At 39.9% G+C, this 23,465-nt stretch carries 24 protein-coding genes and 1 other annotated feature; of the genes, 16 read left to right on the top strand and 8 right to left on the bottom strand.

Going from position 1 to position 23,465, the window contains the following annotated elements; translation table 11 throughout:
- The first annotated feature begins 118 nt into the window (after positions 1 to 118).
- Positions 119 to 1,312 (top strand): MDR family MFS transporter, encoded by a 1,194-nt coding sequence (locus NSQ08_RS22345; protein WP_002089089.1) that lies wholly within the window; start codon positions 119 to 121, stop codon positions 1,310 to 1,312.
- A gap of 198 nt (positions 1,313 to 1,510) precedes the next feature.
- Positions 1,511 to 1,729 (top strand) — a binding site (T-box leader).
- 65 nt (positions 1,730 to 1,794) lie between these two features.
- A complete protein-coding gene (gene leuS / locus NSQ08_RS22340; RefSeq protein ID WP_340778878.1) occupies positions 1,795 to 4,203 on the top strand; it encodes a leucine--tRNA ligase in 2,409 nt (802 codons plus the stop codon).
- Positions 4,204 to 4,230: 27 nt separating this feature from the next.
- Here the strand turns inward: leuS and NSQ08_RS22335 are convergent, their stop codons facing one another.
- Entirely contained in the window at positions 4,231 to 4,656 is a 426-nt protein-coding gene (locus NSQ08_RS22335; protein ID WP_340780218.1) for a GNAT family N-acetyltransferase, read from the bottom strand.
- A gap of 162 nt (positions 4,657 to 4,818) precedes the next feature.
- Between NSQ08_RS22335 and NSQ08_RS22330 the strand changes: the two genes are divergently transcribed.
- Positions 4,819 to 5,934: a VrrB protein gene (locus NSQ08_RS22330; protein WP_340778876.1), complete on the top strand. Its 1,116-nt coding sequence runs from the start codon at positions 4,819 to 4,821 to the stop codon at positions 5,932 to 5,934.
- 44 nt (positions 5,935 to 5,978) lie between these two features.
- Here the strand turns inward: NSQ08_RS22330 and NSQ08_RS22325 are convergent, their stop codons facing one another.
- From NSQ08_RS22325 to NSQ08_RS22305, 5 genes are all read right to left on the bottom strand, one after another.
- Positions 5,979 to 6,401: a haloacid dehalogenase gene (locus tag NSQ08_RS22325; RefSeq protein ID WP_002034433.1), complete on the bottom strand. Its 423-nt coding sequence runs from the start codon at positions 6,399 to 6,401 to the stop codon at positions 5,979 to 5,981.
- Between the two features lie 249 nt (positions 6,402 to 6,650).
- Positions 6,651 to 6,836, bottom strand: a complete 186-nt coding sequence (locus NSQ08_RS22320; protein ID WP_002129504.1) for a hypothetical protein — start codon at positions 6,834 to 6,836, stop codon at positions 6,651 to 6,653.
- A gap of 92 nt (positions 6,837 to 6,928) precedes the next feature.
- A complete protein-coding gene (locus NSQ08_RS22315; protein ID WP_340778872.1) occupies positions 6,929 to 8,008 on the bottom strand; it encodes a Ger(x)C family spore germination protein in 1,080 nt (359 codons plus the stop codon).
- The gene (locus tag NSQ08_RS22310) at positions 7,984 to 9,078 is read right to left on the bottom strand and encodes a spore germination protein (RefSeq protein WP_002143458.1); all 1,095 of its coding nucleotides are present in this window, start codon (positions 9,076 to 9,078) and stop codon (positions 7,984 to 7,986) included. Before NSQ08_RS22310 ends, NSQ08_RS22315 begins: the two co-directional genes overlap by 25 nt.
- A gap of 16 nt (positions 9,079 to 9,094) precedes the next feature.
- Positions 9,095 to 11,131, bottom strand: a complete 2,037-nt coding sequence (locus tag NSQ08_RS22305; protein WP_340778869.1) for a spore germination protein — start codon at positions 11,129 to 11,131, stop codon at positions 9,095 to 9,097.
- A 152-nt stretch (positions 11,132 to 11,283) separates the two neighbouring features.
- Here NSQ08_RS22305 and NSQ08_RS22300 point away from each other — a divergent pair, with 152 nt between their 5' ends.
- Positions 11,284 to 12,408, top strand: a complete 1,125-nt coding sequence (locus NSQ08_RS22300; protein WP_340778868.1) for an alpha/beta fold hydrolase — start codon at positions 11,284 to 11,286, stop codon at positions 12,406 to 12,408.
- Between the two features lie 48 nt (positions 12,409 to 12,456).
- Here NSQ08_RS22300 and NSQ08_RS22295 read toward each other — a convergent pair whose 3' ends face one another.
- Entirely contained in the window at positions 12,457 to 12,639 is a 183-nt protein-coding gene (locus NSQ08_RS22295) for a hypothetical protein (RefSeq protein WP_002015640.1), read from the bottom strand.
- 199 nt (positions 12,640 to 12,838) lie between these two features.
- Between NSQ08_RS22295 and NSQ08_RS22290 the strand changes: the two genes are divergently transcribed.
- From NSQ08_RS22290 to NSQ08_RS22265, 6 genes are all read left to right on the top strand, one after another.
- Entirely contained in the window at positions 12,839 to 13,144 is a 306-nt protein-coding gene (locus tag NSQ08_RS22290; RefSeq protein ID WP_000141214.1) for a rhodanese-like domain-containing protein, read from the top strand.
- Between the two features lie 76 nt (positions 13,145 to 13,220).
- Positions 13,221 to 13,445 carry a spore germination protein gene (locus NSQ08_RS22285; protein ID WP_000512595.1) on the top strand — a complete coding sequence of 75 codons (225 nt, stop codon included), beginning with the start codon at positions 13,221 to 13,223 and terminating at the stop codon, positions 13,443 to 13,445.
- Positions 13,446 to 13,465: 20 nt separating this feature from the next.
- Positions 13,466 to 13,789 (top strand): hypothetical protein, encoded by a 324-nt coding sequence (locus NSQ08_RS22280; protein ID WP_002143452.1) that lies wholly within the window; start codon positions 13,466 to 13,468, stop codon positions 13,787 to 13,789.
- Positions 13,790 to 13,910: 121 nt separating this feature from the next.
- Positions 13,911 to 16,724 (top strand): BclA-related collagen-like exosporium protein, encoded by a 2,814-nt coding sequence (locus tag NSQ08_RS22275; RefSeq protein ID WP_340778863.1) that lies wholly within the window; start codon positions 13,911 to 13,913, stop codon positions 16,722 to 16,724.
- A gap of 197 nt (positions 16,725 to 16,921) precedes the next feature.
- Entirely contained in the window at positions 16,922 to 17,935 is a 1,014-nt protein-coding gene (gene moaA, locus NSQ08_RS22270) for a GTP 3',8-cyclase MoaA (RefSeq protein ID WP_002138702.1), read from the top strand.
- A gap of 16 nt (positions 17,936 to 17,951) precedes the next feature.
- The gene (locus tag NSQ08_RS22265; protein WP_002067678.1) at positions 17,952 to 18,965 is read left to right on the top strand and encodes a molybdopterin-synthase adenylyltransferase MoeB; all 1,014 of its coding nucleotides are present in this window, start codon (positions 17,952 to 17,954) and stop codon (positions 18,963 to 18,965) included.
- A gap of 42 nt (positions 18,966 to 19,007) precedes the next feature.
- Here NSQ08_RS22265 and moaC read toward each other — a convergent pair whose 3' ends face one another.
- Entirely contained in the window at positions 19,008 to 19,493 is a 486-nt protein-coding gene (gene moaC / locus NSQ08_RS22260) for a cyclic pyranopterin monophosphate synthase MoaC (RefSeq protein WP_002129484.1), read from the bottom strand.
- Between the two features lie 83 nt (positions 19,494 to 19,576).
- Here moaC and NSQ08_RS22255 point away from each other — a divergent pair, with 83 nt between their 5' ends.
- From NSQ08_RS22255 to glcU, 6 genes are all read left to right on the top strand, one after another.
- Positions 19,577 to 20,866 carry a molybdopterin molybdotransferase MoeA gene (locus tag NSQ08_RS22255; RefSeq protein WP_340778857.1) on the top strand — a complete coding sequence of 430 codons (1,290 nt, stop codon included), beginning with the start codon at positions 19,577 to 19,579 and terminating at the stop codon, positions 20,864 to 20,866.
- Positions 20,830 to 21,351, top strand: a complete 522-nt coding sequence (gene mobB / locus NSQ08_RS22250) for a molybdopterin-guanine dinucleotide biosynthesis protein B (RefSeq protein ID WP_002143449.1) — start codon at positions 20,830 to 20,832, stop codon at positions 21,349 to 21,351. Before NSQ08_RS22255 ends, mobB begins: the two co-directional genes overlap by 37 nt.
- The gene (moaE, locus tag NSQ08_RS22245) at positions 21,348 to 21,812 is read left to right on the top strand and encodes a molybdopterin synthase catalytic subunit MoaE (protein ID WP_002129479.1); all 465 of its coding nucleotides are present in this window, start codon (positions 21,348 to 21,350) and stop codon (positions 21,810 to 21,812) included. Before mobB ends, moaE begins: the two co-directional genes overlap by 4 nt.
- 2 nt (positions 21,813 to 21,814) lie before the next feature.
- On the top strand, positions 21,815 to 22,048 hold the full coding sequence (gene moaD, locus NSQ08_RS22240) for a molybdopterin converting factor subunit 1 (RefSeq protein WP_002015653.1): 234 nt from the start codon (positions 21,815 to 21,817) through the stop codon (positions 22,046 to 22,048).
- Positions 22,049 to 22,147: 99 nt separating this feature from the next.
- Positions 22,148 to 22,570, top strand: coding sequence for a DUF3888 domain-containing protein (locus NSQ08_RS22235; RefSeq protein WP_340778854.1), 423 nt, complete (start codon positions 22,148 to 22,150; stop codon positions 22,568 to 22,570).
- Positions 22,571 to 22,603: 33 nt separating this feature from the next.
- The gene (glcU, locus tag NSQ08_RS22230) at positions 22,604 to 23,461 is read left to right on the top strand and encodes a glucose uptake protein GlcU (protein ID WP_002129475.1); all 858 of its coding nucleotides are present in this window, start codon (positions 22,604 to 22,606) and stop codon (positions 23,459 to 23,461) included.
- Positions 23,462 to 23,465: the final 4 nt, after the last annotated feature.

Raw genomic sequence — 23,465 nt, 5'->3', positions numbered from 1 at the left:
GTCTTTGTGCTATTATCTGAATTTCATCAACTATTAATCAGTTGCCTTCCTATTTAAAAACGACTACAATTTTACTGTTATATATATGAACGAAAAAAAGAGAATAGGAGGGGAGACTATGCCAAGGAAAGTATGGCTATTAGTAGCTGGGATGATTATTAATGTCACGGGTGCTTCTTTTTTATGGCCTTTTAATACAATTTACTTACATGATAGTTTAGGGAAATCTTTATCAGTAGCCGGAATGGTATTAATGATCAACTCGCTTACTGGTGTAATCGGAAACTTGCTCGGCGGTGTTTTATTTGATAAATGGGGCGGTTATAAATCAATTTTAGTAGGGATTGTCATTACACTTGTATCGATTTTAGGTCTTGTATTTTTCCATGGTTGGCCATTATATGTTGTGTGGCTAGCATTAATCGGATTCGGTTCTGGAATGGTGTTTCCATCGATGTATGCGATGGTCGGTACGGTTTGGCCAGAAGGCGGGAGACGAGCGTTCAATGCAATGTATGTTGGACAAAACGTTGGGATTGCGATTGGAACAGCGTGCGGTGGATTAGTTGCGTCTTATCGTTTTGATTATATTTTCTTAGCGAACTTTATTTTATATTTTATTTTCTTCTTAATTGCGTTTATTGGATTTCGTGGTATGGAAGCAAAAAAAGAGCAAGAGGTACAAAAAGAAGCCGAAACGAAAAAAGGTTGGTCACTTACACCTGGCTTCAAAGCGCTTCTAATCGTATGTGTAGCATATGCTTTATGCTGGGTTACATACGTACAGTGGCAAGGGGCAATTGCGACTCATATGCGAGAATTAGATATTAGCCTCCGCCATTATAGTTTATTATGGACGATAAACGGAGCGATGATTGTTTGTGCGCAGCCACTTGTTAGTATGTTAATTCGCTGGATGAAGCGTTCTTTAAAACAACAAATTATGATTGGAATCGTCATTTTTGCGGCGTCGTTTATTGTTTTAAGCCAAGCGCAGCAATTTACGATGTTTCTCGTTGCGATGGTGACATTAACAATTGGTGAATTATTCGTATGGCCGGCAGTTCCGACCATCGCAAATATACTTGCACCGAAAGATAAGCTAGGATTTTATCAAGGTGTTGTAAATAGCGCAGCGACTGTAGGGAAAATGTTCGGACCGGTCGTTGGCGGAGCGATTGTTGACTTATACAATATGGAAGTATTGTTTATTGCGATCATGGTAATGCTTGTAGTAGCGCTTATAGCAACGAGTATTTATGATAGACGAGTAAAAGTAGAAGAAACAGTTGAAGAAAAAATTGCAGTTTAGTTTGACGGAACATGCAACATGTTTTAGAATATATTTAAATAAATAGTAATAAAATATCCTTTGGAACAAGGGAGTTAGCTCGGCTGTCCTAAGACAAATTCGTTAGTTAGCAAGAGTAACGATTAACCGAGAAGCCCTCGCTTCAAGTAAGCTCTTAAGAGATACTAAGTGGTGGGTAGTTCACATTAACTCATATTTGTAATAACAGTGAGAAGGAGTAGTAGTAATAGAAGCTGGTTTAGAGAGTTGACGGTCGGTGCAAGTCAATCCACGTTTCGTTATGAACTCGCCTTTGAGTTGCAGTTGTGAAATCATTAGTAGCAATTGCCGTTAATCCACGTTACGGATCTAAGCGAATGTATTTATTACATTAATTTAGGGTGGTACCGCGGGAATCTATAACCTCTCGTCCCTTTCTAGGGATGAGAGGTTTTTTGTATTTTGGGCGGTGAAAATAAATAGAATTTCAAGGAGGGTATCTCATGAGCTTTAATCATCAAGAAATTGAGAAGAAGTGGCAAGGGCATTGGGAAGAGAATAAAACATTCCGTACGCCAGATGAAACAGAAAAACCAAAATTTTATGCACTAGATATGTTCCCATATCCATCAGGTGCAGGCTTACACGTAGGTCACCCAGAAGGTTATACAGCGACAGATATTTTATCTCGTATGAAGCGTATGCAAGGATATAACGTTCTTCATCCAATGGGATGGGATGCATTCGGTCTTCCAGCAGAGCAATATGCACTTGATACTGGGAACAGCCCGGCTGAATTTACAGAGCTTAATATTAATACGTTCCGTAATCAAATTAAAGCATTAGGCTTCTCTTACGATTGGGATCGTGAAGTAAATACAACAGATCCAACCTACTACAAGTGGACACAATGGATCTTCCTAAAACTATTTGAAAAAGGTTTAGCTTACGTTGATGAAGTACCTGTAAACTGGTGCCCAGCACTTGGTACAGTACTTGCAAACGAAGAAATCATTGACGGTAAGAGTGAGCGCGGTGGACATCCAGTTGAGCGTCGTCCGATGAGACAGTGGATGTTAAAAATTACAGCTTACGGAGATCGTCTATTAGAAGATCTAGATGAGCTTAATTGGCCAGAAAGCTTAAAAGACATGCAACGTAACTGGATCGGCCGTTCTGAAGGTGCAGAAGTACACTTCAACATCGACGGTACAGATGAGAAGTTCACAGTTTTCACAACGCGTCCTGATACACTATTTGGAGCAAGCTACTGTGTACTGGCTCCAGAGCATGCACTTGTTGCTAACATTACAATACCAGAACAAAAAGAAGCTGTAGAAGCTTACATTAACTCTGTTAAAATGAAGAGCGATTTAGAGCGTACAGAACTTGCGAAAGAAAAAACTGGTGTATTTACTGGTGCTTACGCAGTTAACCCAGTAAACGGTGAGAAATTACCAATCTGGATCGCTGATTATGTTCTTGCAACTTACGGAACAGGTGCTGTAATGGCAGTTCCAGCTCACGATGAGCGTGACTATGAATTTGCATCAACGTTCAATCTTCCAATGAAGGAAGTTGTAAAAGGCGGAGACATTTCGAAAGAAGCATATACAGGTGATGGTGCGCACGTAAACTCAGCATTCCTTGATGATTTAAATAAAGAAGAAGCAATTGTAAAAATGATTGAGTGGCTTGAAGTAACAAGCGCAGGAAATCAAAAAGTAACGTACCGTCTACGTGACTGGTTATTTAGTCGCCAACGTTACTGGGGTGAGCCAATTCCAGTAATCCATTGGGAAGATGGTACAATGACAGCTGTGAAAGAAGAAGAATTACCATTAGTTCTTCCGAAAACAGAGAATATTCGTCCTTCAGGTACAGGTGAATCACCACTTGCAAACATTGAAGAGTGGGTAAATGTTGTTGATCCTGAAACTGGTAAAAAAGGTCGTCGTGAAACAAATACAATGCCACAATGGGCTGGTAGCTGCTGGTACTATCTACGCTACATCGATCCAAACAACAGCGAAGCACTTGTAGACCCTGAAAAAGTAAAACAATGGCTTCCAGTTGATATTTATATCGGTGGAGCAGAGCACGCTGTACTTCACTTACTATATGCTCGTTTCTGGCATAAAGTATTATATGATATCGGTGTAGTTCCAACGAAAGAACCGTTCCAACAATTATTCAACCAAGGTATGATCTTAGGTGAAAACAACGAGAAAATGAGTAAATCAAAAGGTAACGTTGTAAATCCTGATGATATCGTAGCAAGCCACGGTGCAGATACACTTCGTCTATACGAAATGTTCATGGGACCATTAGATGCTTCAATCGCTTGGTCTGAAAATGGTCTTGACGGAGCTCGTCGCTTCCTAGACCGCGTATGGCGCCTATTCATTCAAGAGAATGGTGAATTGAGTGAGAAAATTACTGATGCACCAAACAAAGATCTTGAAAAAGCTTACCACCAAACAGTGAAGAAAGTAACAGAAGACTATGCAGAGCTTCGCTTCAACACAGCGATTTCTCAAATGATGGTATTCATCAACGATGCATACAAAGCTGAAACACTTCCGAAAGAATATGTAGAAGGTTTCGTAAAAATGATTGCACCAGTTGCACCTCACATCGGGGAAGAACTATGGAGCAAACTTGGATACAGTGAAACAATCACATATGCAAGCTGGCCAACATTTGATGAGTCTAAACTTGTAGAAGATGAAGTTGAAATCGTTGTTCAAATTATGGGCAAAGTTCGCACAAAACTAACAATGAGTAAAGACGCATCAAAAGAAGAAATGGAACAACTTGCACTTGAGGCAATCAAAGAACAAATTGAAGGAAAAACAGTTCGTAAAGTAATTGTTGTTCCTGGAAAACTTGTTAACGTTGTTGCAAACTAATTAATTATTAATAAAAGCTCAGAGCGTTTATGCTCTGAGCTTTTTTGCGTGAAAAATAAGCTCAGGATCACCTTCATCTAAGTTTTCGATCATTCCACTACGCATAAATCCATTTGCTTTAAAAACTTTTTGTATATTTGTATTCGATTTGTTCGTTGAAGAAAATATTTTTTGAGTAGGAGAATGTCTTAACATATATGAGATTAATGAGCTTGCATGACCTTGTCTTCTTTTCGTTGGCGAAACAATGATTAATGAGAGGAAAGTATAACCAAAGAAATTTGTATCGTATGTTAGAAAACCAGAAATGGAATTGTCCTCTTTTGCAATGATGCAGGTTCCTTCGTCAATAGCACGTTTAATATAATTTCGTCTATTATCATTTCCAATCACGTCGATATCTATATCTCCGATTGAATCTAAATCAGTTATTTCAGCATTTGTTATGATCATCAATACAACGCCCTCCTTTTAGAATGAATAATCAGTTAATTGTTTTTAACACGAATGGAGAACAAATAAAAAAGCGCGGAATTCCCATATAGACAAACACCTATTCTTCTATAGAAAATATGATAAAAAAGGTAGGCTAAATGAGAAGAAGAGGTGAAAGTAATGAAAGGAATGGATAATAATGCACCGCATGGCTTTATGGTAGGTGAGGAAGACGGTTATGCACAGATGATGTTAATGGGGGGCGCTGGACAGCAAGGATATGGAGAAATCCCAATGTGGATGGGAGGAGCAGGAGGAGGCTTTCCAGGGGGAATGGGAGGATTTTCAACATCAGTAGCTGGAGCACAAACAGGCTTTCCAGGGGGAATGGGAGGGTTTCCAACATCAGTAACTGGAGCACAAACAGGCTTTCCGGGGGGAATGGGAGGATTTCCAACGTCGGTAGCCGGAGCACAAACAGGCTTTCCAACATTTGTAGGGGGAGCACAGGGTGGAGTTCCTGTAGGTATGCCAACTACATTCCCATCTTTCGTTGGAGGCGTACAAACAGGATTTCCTGTACCTGGCGTTGGTGTTGTAGCTGGTGGAATCGGCGGCTTCCCTCAAGGTGTTCATGGTCATCATGAGCATCACGGTCATCACGGTCAGCATGTACATCATGAGCATCACGGTCATCACGGCCATCACGGTCATCATCAACAACACGGCCATCATCAGCATCATGGACATCATCAACAACAAGTACATCATCATGGTCATCATCAAATTCATCCGCAGGCTGTCCTTTATCAAACTCATCATCATGGTCACCAAGGCCAGCATCAACACCATGGTCATCATCAACACCACGGCCACCATCAGCAACAAGTACATCACCAAGGTCATCATCAAATTCACCCGCAGGCTGTCCTTTATCAAACTCATCAAGGTCAACATCATCACCAAGGCCAACACCATCACCAAGGTCAACATCATCACCAAGGTCAACACCATCACCAAGGTCAACATCATCACCAAGGTCAACACCATCACCAAGGCCAACACCATCATCAAGGCCAACAGCATCATCAAGGCCAACAGCATCATCAAGGTCAACATCATCATCAAGGCCAACAGCATCATCAAGGTCAACAACAACATCAGGGTCAACAACAATACCAACAGTATCAGCAGCAACAACAGCCTTGGGCAGGTGGAATTGGAGCAGGGACGGCAGCAGGAGGAGCAGCTGGTACTGCAGGAGCAGCAGGACACGCGGGACACGTGGGTCATTAATAGACCAAAGGAAAAAAGACATAATAAAAAACTGCTAGGAGATCCTAGCAGTTTTTTTCTGCCTCTTGACGTTGGCGTTCGATTTCCGCACGAAGTTGTGGTTCCGGTGCTTGCCATCCTTCTGGTTTCATAATTTTGCCGTCGCCCTCGCGGAATCGAGGCTTTCCATCAGGGAATAGTTTTGCCATGTTAGCATTGTTTACAATTTCGAATCCTTTATCTGGACGTACGCCCATTTCTGCAAACGTTCCGAATGCAAAGTAAATAAGGTCAATAAGTGCATCATATTGATCTTCAACAGTTGTTGCTTCTAGAAATTCTTCTAGCTCTTCTTGCATAAAGCTAGCACGAATTTTTGCACGCTCTTCTGTTAGTTTTGTTGGAGTACTTGTCACAGGATGTCCGAATTCTTCATGCATTTTTGCAACAAGTTCGTATCCTTTATCTAAACCTTTTTCGTTTGTCATGTTGTTTCATCCTTTCTTACGTTATGCCGAATTTTATCCCGCATTAACGGGCAGTAAGACTCCCACCTCAAAAGTCGCAAATGCGAGGAAGTGAGGTGGGAGATAACTGCCCGTAAAAGCCCGATTGGTGAAGGCTAATAATCAGTGGGTAATGGACAAAATCCCCACTGATTAAAGTTTCACTTTATTGTAACATAAGGTAGTTATTAAATAAAAAGAACATCTTATGAGAAATAAGATGTTCGCTCGTTATTCTTCTTTCTTAATTAAAACGGATAAAATAAGATCGATGCCAAACATTCCGATGAGTAGCATTGGTATAACTACAAGTAAATAACGTGTGAAAGAAACATTTTTTAAGTATGTATGAGCAAATAAAAAGACGCCGAGAAATAAAATACCATTTAAAATAGGTTTTACTAATTTTTTAGACATAAGCTCCCCCGTAAATATCCCTTTTCTCTATTTAAAAATAAAAACTCCCCTCTCCGTTGTACCATGCCAGAGAGGGGAGTTCAATCATTAACTTATTCAATTACACCAGAATTTGTAATATTGACAGTGTATTTCACCTTAATAGGAACATCTCTATACATTCTTCGCCACTCTTCTAATTTGAATGGACGGTAATGTTCTTTATACCTTGCGCCGAGACCGAGTGGATCCACATTTAAAGATTTAAACTGTTTAATTAATTTGTTAGCCGTTGCACCTAATTGTTTTTCAACTGATTTTTCTATTTTTTTTGTGTTCTTTTTATTTTCTAAGTTGAACTGTTTAGATAGTTCTTGAATACGTGCTTCTAGTTTGACGTGTATGAAAAATGATGGTTTACCATCTTTAATACTTACTTGGTAAGTTGGGACGGATCGAATATTATTAATGATTGTGTATCCTGAGTTTGCTTTAAATTCATGTGAATCTAAGCGATGTTTTTCCAATAAACCTTTAAAGGCGAACATATCGTGATAACTAATTTTACCAATATATTTATCTCCTTTTAAAAGGCCGATGCCAGTAATTTTTATTTTATCTTTATCTTTTTTGAGAATTGGTAAATAGGAATCTTGGCCTTCACGATAATATCGATAAGCTCCTAAATGTAGATTGTCAGTAGGTAAAGGGCCTGTTTGCATATTATGGTCTAACATTTTCTTTATATAAATGGCAACGTTAGATGATGTTGTATATTTACCTTTTAGTAAGTCCATTCCAGTTCCTTCTAATAGACCGACATACATTGAGTTCCCGATGTTCACATCACGAATTAATGTGTCAAAGGAAGTTGACAATCCTTTTTTAGCAATTCTTGTAGTAAATAAAGCAAAACGCATTTGTCCACTTGCAAACGGTTGAGAGGATTCTAAAGAAGTATCCGCTTTTACTTGTTTTACTGCGTTTCCTACTCCTTCAAAGACTTGAACTTTATTACCTTTTTTCTGTATAGGACAAACGAATGTGACTTTTACTTTATTATCTTTTGCTGTATCAAAAACAGTCCCTTGAATTAGGTTGACATCATCGATAATATTTTTTTGTAAGCAACCAGTTAGACTAAGGACGCTGATACAAGAAAGAAGCATTAATTTTCTTTTGATTTTTTCCATTTTCTTTTCACCCACACAATAATAAATAGAATTGGGATGTATATGTAAATAAGCCAAAAACTAACCCTTGATGCATTACTAATAAAGTCATTAATATCATGTCTGTTTGTTAAAAGTTGTGAAACAATGAGGGTAATGAGCAAAAAAGTAATTAAAACACCTCTTTGTTTTACACGAAATATTTCGTGTGTTCCTCTTGTCGCAGCCCATAAAGGAAGAATGAAGCTTGTAACAATAACGAGAGCGTAAGCTGAGATTGCAATGTACTCTAGCCTTTCTATGAAAGGAAGTTGGATAACTTGAGTCATAGAGAGCTGGGCCCAAATTGTTTTGGATAATTGTTTTTCGCTAAAGAATGTAAAAGCTAAGAGGGTACTAAATAAATATAAAAGATTAGAGAATAGCACACCGTATTGTGCAAATTTATGAGATTTCTTAGACTCTTTTACAAATGGATAAATCATAAGAAAAATTTCAAATCCGCTCATAGTATAGATTGATAATTGAGCTGCTTTTAAAATGTCTGAAAGCGAATGTGAAAATACAGGGAGTAAATTAGACCAGTGAGTGTATTTTAGGATAAAAAGGCTAATGAAAAGATATCCGAGTGTCCCGCCGATAGAAATGACACAGATACCAGTAATAACACGAAAACCAGATGAGATAATATAATAACCGACTAAGCATAGAAAAGTTGTTAGCATCCAAATCGAAGCAGAAGGAAACATCCATACTTGAATAATTTCTACATATGTTCGAATAACGGAAATACTAACAGTTAAAAAATACGCCATAAAAATGAGGTTAATACCGTTTCCTAGCCATTTTCCAAATGTTTGTCTTTGTAAATCAATTAAATTTCCGTTTGTTTCTTTTAACAAGAAATACATCATCCATAGGAGAATATGAATGATGATTCCTGTGATGAAAACTCCTATCCAACCGTCATATCCAGCAGCCTTAGCAATAATACGGGCAAACCCAAGAACGCCGGCACCGAATTGTGCACCGTGAATTAAAAAGAAAACGAAGACGGGTGATATTTGGTGTTCTGCTTTAATTTTACTCATCGATGCACCTCATTTCTTAATCATCAAAATCAGATGTATGTTTTGTTGAAATTCCGTTTGCTGATTTCTTAACATGCTGTGGTCTAGCTTGTACATCCCTTGTATCAATCATCGTTAATGGAAAGCGAATCCAAGAGTCCTTTGCTGATTGTTGGCGTGTTGGATAAAAAAGTGCGTACGGTTTACGTAAAGAAGTTAGTCTAAAAAGATGGGTAAATAAAAAGATAAATCCAAGAGAGATACCAAATAGACCACCTATTTCTGCAAAGGCGAGAAATGGGAAACGTAGTAAACGAACGGCGTTACCCATTTTATAAATGGGTGTAATAAAGGAAGCTAACGCTGATAAGGCAACGATAATTAATAAAATGTTACTCGTTAACCCAGCTTGAACGGATGCTTGTCCAATTACGATACCACCTACAATGCCGAGTGTTTGTCCTACTTTCATCGGTAACCTAGCCCCAGCTTCTCTTAATAAATCAATAACTAATTCCAAAAAGAGTGCTTCGATTAAAGGTGGGAATGGTACTTGTGCTCTTGATAAAATCAATGTTTCAAGCAAATCGCTTGGAATGAGTTCGTAATGATAATTTAAAACGGCAACATATAATGGGGCTGCACAAATTGAGAAAAGAACCGCGATAAGTCGTAAAATCCTTGAAAATGTAGCGTACAGCCAAGAGACGTTATAGTCTTCTGGTGAAATAAAGAAATCGAAATATGAGACAGGAGTTAGTAGAACGTTTGGTGAACCGTCAACAAAAATTGCAATTTTTCCATCAATAAGTGCCTTTGTCACTCTATCAGTTCGTTCTGTATTTATATATAATGGAAAAATTGACTTTTCTCCCATTAATTCTTGAAGATAAGCACTATCATTAATTTGATCGTATTCAAGAGCTTGCAATGATTCTTCGAGAAAATCCACATTATCTTTTTCTGCAAGGTTGTCTAAATACATTATTACAACCTTTGTTTTCGAAAAGGAGCCAATTATTATTTCTTTTGTCTGCAGTTCTAATACTGGAAGGCGTTTACGGACTAAATTAATATTTGTATCAATAGCTTCTACAAAACCTTCTTGCGGACCGATAACTGTTGATTCATTTAATGGAGGGCTTGGTGCCCGGTAAGTATCAATTGCAATGTTTGCAAGCATACATTTTTGATCTTGCTGGTGCAATTGAATAATCGCATGTCCCTTTAAAACCATGTCCTCAATTTTTTGTAAGTCGTTCGTAATCGTTATACCACTCATTGGAATATGTTCTTTTAGCTCTTCGAGTGAAGAGCAAGATCGTTCCAAAAGAGTAGGCATTAAATACTTTTGTAGTTTTTCCCCATCAAGTGATGGACGATAGTAAGAAATCCAATAAGGCATCGTTTCATCATCAGATGTATGATAATTAACAAAATCACTAGACTGCTTTAGTTTTGCTATTAAGTCTTGTAGAGAGTGAATATGGTCCTTTTCTGGTTTGCTAAAGTCATAAATGCTGTTACTTCCAGCGCTTTGAGAAGGATTCTTTTGTGCAGCCGGTTGCTGTTTGTCTTGAGAAGGATTCTTTTGTGCAGCCGGTTGCTGTTTGTCTTGAGAAGGATTCTTTTGTGCAGCCGGTTGCTGTTTGTCTTGAGAAGGATTCTTTTGTGCAGCTGGTTGCTGTTTGTCTTGAGAAGAATCTTCTTGTGTAGATTGCTGCTGTTTGTCTTGAGAAGAATCCTCTTGTGTAGACTGTTGCTGCTTGTTTTGAGAAGAATCCTCTTGTGTAGATTGCTGCTGTTTGTCTTGAGAAGAATCCTCTTGTGTAGACTGTTGTTGTTTGCTTTGAGAAGAATCCTCTTGTGTAGATTGCTGCTGTTTGTTTTGAGAAGAACCTTCAGTTTGTTCTACATTTTTTTGCTGGCTATTCTTATCTTGGTTATGTTCCATGCTTCTAGTTTGCTTTTGGTTATTGCCCTTTTGATCGTTAGACTGTTGCTTCGTATCATCTGTCTCTTTTCTATCTGCTGTATTTGAGTTTTTTTTCTTACGTAACCAATTCCAAATCATATGTATGCCCTCTTTGATCTTGTAATATAGTGCTATTTTGTGGCTAATTTTGTATATTATTCATTTATTTATGAAAAGAAGGAGGAGATTGGTTTGTATAGAAAAAATCCTTTAGTAAGCAGTTCATAATATGACGGGAAGAAGGCGAGTCTGTGCAAATTGTAAAAAAGGAGAAGTTTGTTTTAAAAGAATTTGTGTTTGAAAATGGTAGGGGAATTCCTGTTCAAATGGGGTATGAGACGTATGGCACTTTAAATAGAGAAAGATCAAATGCGATTTTGGTTTGTCACTATTTTAGTGCAACAAGTCATGCGGCAGGAAAATATACAGAGCATGATGAGGAAGCTGGTTGGTGGGATGGATTAATTGGACCTGGAAAAGCAATTGATACAAATAAATATTTCGTTATATGCACTGATAACCTTTGTAATGTACAGGTGAAGAATCCCTACGTAATTACAACGGGACCAAAATCGATAAATCCGATGACTGGTTTTGAGTATGCGATGGATTTTCCAGTTTTCACATTTTTAGATGTAGCACGTATGCAATATGAGTTAATAAAAGATATGGGGATTGCTAGGCTACATGCTGTAATGGGACCGTCGGCAGGTGGGATGATTGCGCAGCAATGGGCTGTTCACTATCCTCATATGGTAGAGCGAGTGATTGGAGTTATTACGAATCCACAAAATCCAATTATAACGTCTGGAAATGTAGCGCAAAATGCGATTGAAGCAATTCAGCTTGATCCAAACTGGAAAGGTGGAAAGTATGGAGAAGAGCAGCCAACGAAGGGTCTTCATTTAGCAAATCGAATGATGTTTATGAATGCGTTTGATGAACATTTTTATGAAACGGCATTCCCGCGGAACAGTATAGAAATGGCACCTTATCAGGAATTTTCTGCATTAACATCATTTGAGAAAGAGATTAATAAAGTGACATGCAAAAGTATAGATTTAGTAGATGCAAATTCGTGGATGTACACTGCGAAAGCAGTCTTATTACATGATATTGCGCATGGATTTTCTTCTTTAGAAGAGGCTCTTTCTAATATAGAAGCGAATGTACTCATGATTCCGTGCAAACAAGATTTACTTCAGCCACCTCGTTATAATTATAAAATGGTAGACATTTTGCAAAAGCAAGGGAAGTACGCAGAAGTATATGAGATAGAAAGTATAAATGGGCATATGGCTGGGGCATTAGATGTTCATTTGTTTGAAAAGAAAGTTTACGAGTTTTTAAATCGGAAAGTATCTAGTTTTGTGTAGGAAATAATTAATGTGGAAAGGTGCATGATTTATAGTAGGCACCTTTTTTTACATGATTTGCAGACGGAAAATATATGAAGCGACTGATAAACCGAAGAAAGCTATACTAAGTAATAGAAATAAGAATGACATTTCTTGAGGGGATTTTATCTTTTTATTATTTTTCATACTAAGAGCAATAACTGCAAAAACTAAGAAAATGATGCCCATAATGAAAAGAAAAAGTGTCATTTTAACTGGCTCCTTTCATCAAACAAGTATATTGAGGATACAATGCGTCAGTTATGTTTGTAAAGAATAAGTTTTGCTGGAAAATTGAGAAATAAATGTTCCATTCTTTGCGTTCCTTCCTTCGCGTGCTAAAATTGATGAGAAATGATTGTTTAAAGAAGAAACTGAAGGTTTTATTGTATATAAGGAGGAACTACATATGACAGAAGTAAAAACAATTACTACAGAAGAAGTGCAAGAGCGTTTAGAAAATGGAGAAACATTATTTTTAGTAGATGTAAGGGAAGATGAAGAAGTAGCGGCAGGGAAAATTCCAGAAGCTGTACATATTAAAATGGGCGATATTCCAAATAAAGTGGATTTCTTTGAGAAAGAGAATGAATATATCTTTATTTGCCGTTCGGGAATGCGTAGTGAAAATGTATGCCATTATTTAAATGAGCAAGGATTTAAAACAGTGAATATGGTTGGCGGTATGCTTCAATATGAAGGCGAAACTAAATAAGTAGCTGCAAAAACTTGAAACGAGTCTGTTTCAAGTTTTTTTCTTTTGCATACAGTATACAAAAGGGGGAGGGGAAATGGGAATTAACATGCGTAAAGTAAAAATTATTAATAATACAGGAGCTGTTAATGTCGGCGACTGTTATGATATCTCACCTTTAGCTGTGGCAAAAATATATGCTGGTGCTGGAGGATCGAGTGCGGCTGTGTTTTTAAATGGGAAACGACAGCCAGAAGCTGTGATTAGAACATCAGTGTTTCTTCCGCCATTAGCGACGAGTACACGTACATTAGGTGCATAAAGGAAAGGTAGAGTGTAAGTATGCCTGCACGTATTAAAGAATTTATTATCGTTAATAATACTGGGAATATATTTACAGGTGACAATTTGAGTGATACTTCATTTACTGCTACGAAATCGTATAGTGGTTCAACGGGTTGCACTTGGATTGATGTTGTTACAGTAATAGGGACGGAGACGAAGCTGTGTTTACAACCGGGAGATTCGGTGACGACAACCTATACACGAGGTACCCCTGCTGGTACTTTAACAGGAACAAATATGGGGCAAAGTGTAAATGCATCGGGTATAGCGCAAGCTGTCCCGAATACAGATAATATGGATTCAATTGCGGGACTCCCTTAAGGAATTAAGGGAGTTTTTATTATTTAAAATAAAAATAGTCTTTGAGATTGTTTTTGTAAATACATATTAAGAAGAAGAGGTTTGTTTAAAGTAAAAAAGATGGTGTGTAGGTGGTGAAAGTGTGAAAGAGCGCGATAGACAAAATTCATTAAACTCTAATTTCAGAATTTCACCGAATCTTATTGGACCTACCTTTCCTCCCGTTCCAACGGGATTTACTGGCATTGGGATTACTGGTCCAACCGGTCCACAAGGCCCGACCGGCCCACAAGGACCAAGGGGATTTCAAGGTCCGATGGGGGAGATGGGCCCGACAGGACCTCAAGGAGTGCAAGGGATTCAAGGACCAGCTGGACAAATGGGTGCAACAGGACCAGAAGGACAGCAGGGACCACAAGGATTAAGGGGACCACAGGGAGAAACTGGAGCGACAGGACCTCAAGGAGTGCAAGGGTTACAAGGTCCGATTGGTCCGACCGGAGCGACTGGGGCACAAGGTATACAGGGGATACAGGGATTACAGGGGCCGATTGGAGCTACCGGGCCAGAGGGACCTCAAGGAATTCAAGGAGTGCAAGGGGTACCGGGTGCAACAGGTTCACAAGGAATACAAGGAGCTCAAGGGATACAAGGCCCACAAGGACCGAGTGGAAATACGGGAGCAACAGGAGTGACTGGTCAGGGGATTAGTGGTCCGACTGGAATAACAGGTCCAACAGGGATAACCGGCCCATCTGGAGGACCTCCAGGTCCGACTGGAGCAACTGGTGCGACAGGGCCAGGAGGTGGACCGAGTGGAAGTACAGGTGCGACGGGAGCGACTGGAAATACTGGAGTAACTGGAAGTGCGGGAGTGACTGGAAATACAGGTTCGACTGGAAGTACAGGAGAAACAGGAGCACAGGGCCTGCAAGGAATCCAAGGGGTTCAAGGGCCAATTGGACCAACGGGTCCAGAAGGTCCGCAAGGTATTCAAGGTATTCCTGGTCCGACAGGAGTAACTGGTGAACAAGGAATCCAAGGGGTTCAGGGAATTCAAGGGATAACGGGGGCAACCGGAGATCAAGGTCCGCAAGGTATACAAGGGGCCATAGGACCTCAAGGTATAACAGGAGCAACAGGAGATCAAGGCCCACAAGGAATACAAGGGGTACCTGGTCCAACCGGAGACACAGGTTCACAAGGAGTCCAAGGAATTCAAGGGCCAATGGGTGATATAGGACCAACAGGCCCAGAAGGCCCAGAAGGACTTCAGGGTCCGCAAGGAATACAAGGAGTGCCAGGGCCAGCTGGAGCAACAGGTCCAGAGGGCCCACAAGGAATACAAGGAATTCAAGGACCAATAGGAGTAACAGGTCCAGAAGGTCCACAAGGAATTCAGGGAATACAAGGGATTCAAGGTATAACAGGAGCAACCGGAGCACAAGGAGCAACTGGAGTTCAAGGTGTTCAAGGGAATATAGGAGCAACAGGTCCAGAGGGCCCGCAAGGAGTGCAAGGTACTCAAGGTGATATAGGTCCAACAGGTCCAATGGGTCCACAGGGAGTTCAAGGTATCCAAGGAATTCAAGGACCGACGGGTGCGCAAGGAGTGCAAGGCCCACAAGGAATTCAAGGAATCCAAGGGCCGACAGGAGTAACTGGAGATACGGGTACAACAGGGGCGACAGGGGAAGGGACTACAGGGGCAACTGGAGTAACGGGTCCATCAGGTGTAACGGGTCCATCAGGAGGCCCAGCTGGACCGACTGGCCCAACAGGTCCATCAGGTCCGACGGGATTGACAGGTCCATCCGGTGGACCACCTGGTCCGACAGGAGCGACAGGTGTAACGGGAGGAGTAGGCGATACGGGAGCAACAGGGTCGACGGGTGTGACCGGAGCAACTGGAGATACGGGTGCAACAGGAGCAACGGGGCTGCAGGGTCCACAAGGAATACAAGGAGTACAAGGAGACATAGGCCCAACCGGTCCGCAAGGTGTTCAAGGTCCACAAGGGATCCAAGGTATAACGGGAGCAACGGGAGATCAAGGGCCGCAAGGAATTCAAGGCCCGCAAGGAATCCAAGGTCCAACAGGTCCTCAAGGAATCCAAGGAGGTCAAGGCCCACAAGGGATACAAGGGGCAACAGGTGCAACCGGAGCACAAGGCCCACAGGGAATTCAAGGGATACAAGGAGTGCAAGGTCCGACTGGTCCACAAGGCCCAACCGGAATACAAGGTGTGCAAGGAGAAATAGGTCCAACAGGTCCGCAAGGTGTGCAAGGTTTACAAGGTCCACAAGGCCCAACCGGGGACACGGGAGCAACAGGAGCGACAGGTTCACAAGGAATCCAAGGTCCAACGGGAGCAACAGGAGCGACAGGTTCACAAGGAATTCAAGGTCCAACGGGGGCAACAGGTTCACAAGGTCCAACCGGAGGCACGGGTCCAACAGGTTCACAAGGAATCCAAGGTCCAACGGGAGCAACAGGAGCAACAGGAGCAACAGGAGCAACAGGAGCGACCGGGGTGACTGGAGTTAGTACAACTGCAACGTATTCCTTTGCAAATAATACTTCAGGAAGTGCTATTTCCGTGTTGTTAGGCGGTACGAATATACCATTACCGAACAATCAAAATATTGGACCGGGAATAACAGTTAGTGGTGGAAATACTGTGTTTACCGTTACAAATGCAGGTAATTATTATATAGCCTACACAATTAATATAACGGCAGCTTTACTTGTAAGTTCGCGTATAACTGTAAATGGAAGTCCGCTAGCAGGAACAATAAATTCACCGGCAGTGGCTACAGGTTCATTTAATGCGACAATTATTAGTAATTTAGCTGCGGGCTCTGCTATTAGTTTACAGTTATTTGGATTACTTGCAGTGGCTACATTATCTACGACAACGCCAGGAGCTACTCTAACTATTATTAGATTAAGTTAATAAGCAAAAAAACCTTGGAACTTTTATGTTTCAAGGTTTTTTATCCCTCTATTTGTGGGCTAATAATCAGTGAGGATGGACAAAACCCCCACTGATTAAAGTTTCACTTTATTCACTTGAGCAAAAACATCGCGGTTCAAAAATATATTATAATAGAATGAAGAGAGGTATAAATTTGGCAGAAAGGGAGAGTGGCGATGCAGGAGAAGGTTAAAGATTTTTTCGGACGCCCACTTCAAGATTTACGCATCTCTGTCATTGATCGTTGTAATTTACGGTGTACGTATTGTATGCCAGCGGAAGTGTTTGGTCCTGATTATGCTTTTTTGAAAGATGAGTTTTTACTGACATTTGATGAAATAGAGCGATTAGCAAAAGTATTTGTTAGCATCGGTGTACGGAAAATTAGACTTACTGGTGGCGAACCCTTGCTCCGTAAGGACTTAACAAAACTTATCGAACGTCTCGTGAAAATTGACGGTTTAGTAGATATAGGATTAACGACAAATGCGATTCATTTAACGAAGCAAGCGAAGGCGTTAAAAGAAGCTGGGTTACACCGAGTAAATGTTAGTTTGGATGCGATAGATGATAATGTGTTCCGCGCAATTAATGGCCGGAATATGAATACGAAGCCAGTGTTAAAAGGAATTATGGCAGCGAAAGAAGCAGGCCTTGAAGTGAAAGTAAATATGGTTGTGAAAAAAGGAATGAATGATCATCAAGTACTTCCGGTTGCTACGTATTTTAAAGAACAAGGAATCACGCTTAGATTTATTGAGTTTATGGATGTTGGCAGTACGAATGGATGGAATTTTGATCAAGTTATTACGAAACGAGAATTAATTGATATGATTCATGGGGTGTATCCAATTGAGCCAGCTGAAGCTCATTATTTTGGTGAGGTTGCGAAGCGGTATCGATACGTTGGAACGAATGTAGAGGTTGGTTTTATTACCTCCGTTTCTGAGTCATTTTGTTCTTCTTGTACGAGAGCAAGAATTTCGGCAGATGGAAAGTTTTATACTTGTTTGTTTGCGACAGAAGGAATGGATTTAAGGAAACTTCTCAGGGAAAACCTTTCGGATAATGAGTTATTAAAAGCTATACAATATGTATGGGAGAATAGAAAAGATCGATATTCAGATGAACGGACAGAAGAAAGTGCGAAAAATCGTCCGAAAATTGAAATGTCTTATATAGGAGGATAAGAAAGGGGGATGTCGTATGCAAGAGCGATATTCAAGACAAATGTTATTTTCTGGTGTTGGGGAAGAAGGGCAACGGAAAATAAGAGGGAAGCACGTGCTCGTCATCGGTGCTGGTGCGCTCGGAGCAGCGAATGCAGAAGCAATTGTTAGAGCAGGTGTTGGAAAAATTACAATTGCGGATCGTGATTATGTAGAATGGAGTAATTTACAAAGGCAACAATTATATACAGAAGAAGATGCGAAGCATTATAAACCGAAAGCAATAGCGGCAGCAGAACATTTAAAGGCAATTAATTCCGAAGTAGAAATTGTACCGGTTGTGACTGATGTAACGGTGCAAGAAATGGAAGAATTAATTAAAGGTGTAGATTTAATATTAGATGCGACAGATAATTTTGAAACGCGCCTTCTTATTAATGATATATCGCAGATGTATAACGTTCCGTGGATATACGGAGGATGTGTTGGAAGTTACGGAGTAACTTATACAATCTTGCCAGGAAAAACGCCGTGTTTTCGATGTTTAATGGAACATCCGGCGAGCGGAGCGACATGTGATACGGCCGGTATTATACAGCCAGCAGTGCAATTAGTAGTTGCACATCAAATAACGGAAGCCTTGAAAATATTAGTAGAAGATTTTGAGGCACTTCGTGAAACGATGCTATCATTTGACCTTTGGAATAATCAACAGATGGCATTTAAAGTGAATAGGCAGAAAAAGGATACATGTTTATCCTGTGGAAAGTTACGTACATATCCGAGTTTAACATTTGAAGCACAAACGAAAACAGAAGTATTATGTGGGCGAAATACAGTTCAAATCCGTCCAGGTGTGCGTCAGGGTTTTAATTTAGAAGAAATTAAAAAGCGCTTACAAAAAAGTGTGGATGTAAAAGCAACGCCGTACTTATTATCATTTCCAGTGGAAGAATATCGTTTTGTTTTATTTACAGATGGCAGGGCGTTTATTCATGGTACGAATGATATGAATGTTGCGAAACGACTATATGCAAGATATATAGGTTGAACCTAAAGGGGAATCCTTTAGGTTCAAATGGAAAAGGTAGGATTAAGAATTTCTAATATAATCTCCATTTTTTCCGCCCGTTTTTTCAAGTAAGTACGTTTCGCCAATAATCATACCCTTATCAACGGCTTTACACATGTCATATACAGTAAGAGCGGTAGCGGAAGCAGCTGTTAAAGCTTCCATCTCAACGCCGGTACTACCTTCTGTTTTAACTTTTACTTCAATAAGTAGCCGATATTGTTCTTCTGACTGTTTCCAATCGAAAGAGACATCAACACCTTTTAATAATAAAGGATGGCACATTGGGATAATATCAGAAGTACGTTTTGCAGCCATAATACCTGCGATTTGTGCGACGGCTAATACGTCACCTTTACCAATTTCGTTGCGTGAGATTTTATCGAAAATTTCTTTTGTAACGAGAATGCTAGAGCATGCTATTGCTGTTCGAACGGTTATTTTTTTGTCACTTATATCAACCATTTTAGCGCGCCCTTGGTCGTTGAAATGTGTGAATGAAGACATGGAATTCCTCCTTGAAGTAATTGCGATTTAATATATAAAGTGTAATCGAGATTAGATATTTTGCAAATATGAGGTGAGAAACAATGGTAGAAAAACGAATCCCGATTCAAGTTGCTGAGGCTGTAGAGCGGGTTATGAAATATGCTAAGCATGGTGAAGTAGAAGAAGTTTCTATTACAGAAAGTTATGGTAGGATTCTTGGAGAGGATGTTGTCTCAGATCACGACGTTCCTCACTTTGATCGTTCTCCTTACGATGGTTTCGCAATTCGAGCAGAAGACACGAAGGAAGCGAGTCAAGAGCAGCCGATTGAATTTGAAGTAATAGGAGAGATCGGAGCAGGATCTGTTTTTGCAGAAGAAGTAGGGGCTTTTCAGGCGGTTCGTATTATGACAGGAGCAGCTATTCCAGAAGATTGCAATGCAGTCGTAATGCTAGAACTGACGGAAGGATTCGAGAGGAACGAAAGTACATATATGAAGTTAAAACGTCCTTTCCAAAACGGTGACAATGTGTCATTTAAAGGAGAAGATATAAAACAAAATCAAGTCCTCGTTAAGAAAGGTGTTGTAATCAATCCAGGTGTTGCCGCATTATTAGCGACGTTTGGATATAGCACTGTGAAAGTTGTAAAACAGCCTGTTGTCGGTATTGTAACGACGGGCAGCGAATTACTAGAAGTGCATGAGGCGTTAGAGCCAGGAAAAATTAGAAATAGTAACTCTTACATGATTGCCGCTCAAATTATGAAAGCTGGCGGAAAAGTGCGTTACTATGGACAACTTGCTGATGAGTTAGATGCATGTTTTACAGCCGTTAAATCAGCGATGGGCGAGGTTGATATTTTAATTACAACGGGCGGTGTTTCAGTAGGAGATTACGACTACTTACCGGCTATTTATGCAAGGTTACAGGCGAATGTACTCTTTAATAAAATAGCGATGAGACCTGGAAGTGTAACGACAGTAGCTGAAGTTGATGGAAAGTTACTTTTCGGTTTATCAGGTAATCCGTCAGCTTGTTATGTAGGTTTCGAATTATTTGTACATCCAATTATGAAAACGTATTTACATGCGAAGGAGTCTCACGTATATAGAACTGATGCTATTTTACAAAAAGATTTTCCGAAACCAAATCCGTATACTCGTTTTGTAAGAGCGAAAGCGAGTATTGTTAATGGGGCACTACAAGCGATGCCAGTCGGTTTAGATAAATCGAGTGCGGTCTCTTCACTTGCGGATGCAAATGCTTTTATCGTGCTGCCTGGAGGAACGAGAGGATTTGAAGCAGGAATGAAAGTGTCTGTATTATTGTTAGAATGCTCTGAGGGAAGTGATTGGCCGTGGGCAAAGCCTCTTCAATCTTACAAATAGTAGGGTATCAAAATAGCGGGAAAACAACACTTGTAGAGAAGATGGTACATGCATTAGCTGAAAGAGAAATGAAGGTTGCTACAATTAAACATCATGGTCACGGGGGCTTTCCTGAAGTAGCGCAAAAAGATAGTGAAAGACACCGAAAAGCTGGTGCTGTAGTAAGTAGTGTAGAAGGTGCTGGATTACTATCTTTGTCCTCTTTGCGAGATGAATGGTCCTTGCAAGAAATTATCCGCTTGTACGAATTTTTTGAAGTAGATACGATTTTAATAGAGGGCTATAAAGCTGAGAACTATCCGAAAGTAGTGTTACTTCGTTCTGCGGAAGACGCTGAACTTTTACATAAAGTAGAAAATATAGCGGCAGTTATTACGTGGTATGATGCTTCGTCAAATGTACGAGAAGAATATAAAGTATTTCATATAACAGAAGAAAAATTGTATATAGACTGGTTTTTACAAACGGCTAGGGGTGCAAAATGATAAATACGTATTATGAAGTAATTGATACAGAAATCTCGATTGAAGAGGTGACAAAGAAAGTAGTTCGCCGTGAATGTGGTGCTGTTACAACATTTATCGGGACAGTTAGGGAGTTTACGAAAGGGCGTCGTACACTATACTTAGAGTATGTAGCTTATAAGACGATGGCAGAAAAGATGCTACAGAAAATTGGGTCAGAAGTGAAGGAGAAGTGGCCCGGTACACATGTTGCGATTACGCATCGCATCGGCACGCTGCAAATTTCTGATATAGCGGTTGTTGTTGCTGTATCAACGCCTCATCGCAAAGAGGCTTATGAAGCGAATGAATATATTATGGAGCGTATTAAGCAAATTGTTCCAATTTGGAAAAAGGAGTTTTGGGAAGATGGTGACTCATGGATTGGTGACCAATTAGAAAAAACACCATATCCAGCAGGAGAGCCTGGGAAGGAGTTATAAATATGATTCGAGTATTGTTATTTGCGAACTTGCAAGAAGAAGCAGGAACGAGTGAATTACAAATAGAGAAAGAAGATATTACTGTTGCAGAGTTAAAAGATATTGTTGCGAAAGAATATAATGTACCAGTTTCAGCGCCAATTATGGTTGCGATTAATGAAGAGTACGCAAATGAAGATGACACGATACACACTGGTGATGTAGTTGCACTAATACCACCAGTGAGTGGTGGTTAATATTGGATTTATGCTATGAAAAACGACTTTCCTAAATAGGGAAAGTCGTTTTTTTATGGCATTTTGGAGAACACTATCTTATAGGAAAAGGAGGAAGTTATGAAAAAGATATGTGTAATGATTGCAATGATATGTTCTGTTTTTTTCTTTTCTCCAAGCAATTCTTTGGCAAAAGAATCGACGGAACAGCTTTTAGAAAGTGCGTTACTGAATCGATATTACTCGGTTATAAGGCGAGTGACAGAAGATCAGTATGAATGTGACTCAGTTACAAATATAAAGCGTCTAGGCAAGAAAGATGAGTTTGTTCCTAGGTTTGAAGTTACGATACAATTTCTTACATTTCAAGGGGCACATAATCCGCCGAATGATAAAGTTACACTTACTTTGGAAGACAATTTAGATCACATAAAGATAAAGAAAGTGGAGCGAGAAAAGAATGTTTCTGGTGCTATTGTAGAAAAGATTTGTGCACGAAAAAACGAAAAAATAAAAGCTCACTCTAATGATTTAGAGCGATAACCTATGACATTTTGTAGAGAAAGGTAATGAGCGATGGATATACTTTTAGCGATTTTACCAGCTATATTTTGGGGGAGTATTGTGCTATTTAACGTGAAACTGGGCGGGGGACCGTATAGTCAAACGCTCGGTACAACGTTCGGTGCACTTATCTTCTCAATTGTTGTTTATATTTTTATGAAGCCGGTATTAACTCCGACCGTTATTGGAGTTGGAATTGTATCTGGCTTATTTTGGGCACTTGGTCAAGCGAATCAATTAAAAAGTATTGATTTAATGGGTGTTTCTAGGACGATGCCGATTTCAACAGGGCTTCAATTAGTCGCGACAACATTATTTGGGGTTATCGTGTTTCATGAATGGTCAACGACGATATCGGTCGTTCTTGGAGTTTTGGCGCTCGTTTGTATTATTATCGGGGTTATTTTAACATCGCTGCAAAGTAAAGAAGAGAAGAATGCAGAGCAAGCAGGAAATTTTAAAAAAGGAATTATTATTTTATTAATTTCAACAGTCGGTTATTTAGTTTACGTAGTAGTTATCCGGTTATTTAACGTCAACGGTTGGTCGGCTTTATTACCACAAGCGGTCGGTATGGTATTAGGCGGGATTTTACTCACATTTAAACATCATCCATTCAATAAATATGCGATTCGAAATATTCTTCCAGGATTGATTTGGGCAGCTGGAAATATGTTTTTATTCATTTCGCAGCCAAGAGTTGGGGTTGCAACAAGCTTTTCCCTTTCACAAATGGGAATTATTATTTCGACGCTTGGCGGGATTTTTATATTAGGTGAAAGGAAAACGAAGCGTCAATTAATTGGGATTGTTATTGGTATCGTTTTTATCATTGCAGCTGGAATTATGCTGGGGATTGCGAAAGGTTAAGGAG

The sequence above is a fragment of the Bacillus sp. FSL E2-8887 genome (genome assembly GCF_038007205.1).
GTDB classification, from domain to species: Bacteria; Bacillota; Bacilli; order Bacillales; family Bacillaceae_G; genus Bacillus_A; species Bacillus_A mycoides.
Note: the sequence above shows the minus strand (reverse complement) of the source record. Positions and strands in the feature narration are given on the sequence as shown.

Excerpts from the sequence above, each read along its gene's own strand:
- NSQ08_RS22330 (WP_340778876.1), top strand. The coding sequence starts at position 4,819 with ATGAAAGGAATGGATAATAATGCACCGCATGGCTTTATGGTAGGTGAG.
- NSQ08_RS22280 (WP_002143452.1), top strand. The coding sequence starts at position 13,466 with ATGCCTGCACGTATTAAAGAATTTATTATCGTTAATAATACTGGGAAT.
- NSQ08_RS22285 (WP_000512595.1), top strand. The coding sequence starts at position 13,221 with ATGGGAATTAACATGCGTAAAGTAAAAATTATTAATAATACAGGAGCT.
- NSQ08_RS22265 (WP_002067678.1), top strand. The coding sequence starts at position 17,952 with ATGCAAGAGCGATATTCAAGACAAATGTTATTTTCTGGTGTTGGGGAA.
- moaD (WP_002015653.1), top strand. The coding sequence starts at position 21,815 with ATGATTCGAGTATTGTTATTTGCGAACTTGCAAGAAGAAGCAGGAACG.
- NSQ08_RS22255 (WP_340778857.1), top strand. The coding sequence starts at position 19,577 with ATGGTAGAAAAACGAATCCCGATTCAAGTTGCTGAGGCTGTAGAGCGG.
- NSQ08_RS22235 (WP_340778854.1), top strand. The coding sequence starts at position 22,148 with ATGAAAAAGATATGTGTAATGATTGCAATGATATGTTCTGTTTTTTTC.
- NSQ08_RS22320 (WP_002129504.1), bottom strand. The coding sequence starts at position 6,836 with ATGTCTAAAAAATTAGTAAAACCTATTTTAAATGGTATTTTATTTCTC.
- moaA (WP_002138702.1), top strand. The coding sequence starts at position 16,922 with ATGCAGGAGAAGGTTAAAGATTTTTTCGGACGCCCACTTCAAGATTTA.
- NSQ08_RS22310 (WP_002143458.1), bottom strand. The coding sequence starts at position 9,078 with ATGAGTAAAATTAAAGCAGAACACCAAATATCACCCGTCTTCGTTTTC.
- NSQ08_RS22335 (WP_340780218.1), bottom strand. The coding sequence starts at position 4,656 with ATGATCATAACAAATGCTGAAATAACTGATTTAGATTCAATCGGAGAT.
- NSQ08_RS22315 (WP_340778872.1), bottom strand. The coding sequence starts at position 8,008 with ATGGAAAAAATCAAAAGAAAATTAATGCTTCTTTCTTGTATCAGCGTC.
- moaE (WP_002129479.1), top strand. The coding sequence starts at position 21,348 with ATGATAAATACGTATTATGAAGTAATTGATACAGAAATCTCGATTGAA.
- NSQ08_RS22305 (WP_340778869.1), bottom strand. The coding sequence starts at position 11,131 with ATGATTTGGAATTGGTTACGTAAGAAAAAAAACTCAAATACAGCAGAT.
- NSQ08_RS22290 (WP_000141214.1), top strand. The coding sequence starts at position 12,839 with ATGACAGAAGTAAAAACAATTACTACAGAAGAAGTGCAAGAGCGTTTA.
- NSQ08_RS22345 (WP_002089089.1), top strand. The coding sequence starts at position 119 with ATGCCAAGGAAAGTATGGCTATTAGTAGCTGGGATGATTATTAATGTC.
- glcU (WP_002129475.1), top strand. The coding sequence starts at position 22,604 with ATGGATATACTTTTAGCGATTTTACCAGCTATATTTTGGGGGAGTATT.
- moaC (WP_002129484.1), bottom strand. The coding sequence starts at position 19,493 with ATGTCTTCATTCACACATTTCAACGACCAAGGGCGCGCTAAAATGGTT.
- NSQ08_RS22325 (WP_002034433.1), bottom strand. The coding sequence starts at position 6,401 with ATGACAAACGAAAAAGGTTTAGATAAAGGATACGAACTTGTTGCAAAA.
- leuS (WP_340778878.1), top strand. The coding sequence starts at position 1,795 with ATGAGCTTTAATCATCAAGAAATTGAGAAGAAGTGGCAAGGGCATTGG.
- NSQ08_RS22295 (WP_002015640.1), bottom strand. The coding sequence starts at position 12,639 with ATGACACTTTTTCTTTTCATTATGGGCATCATTTTCTTAGTTTTTGCA.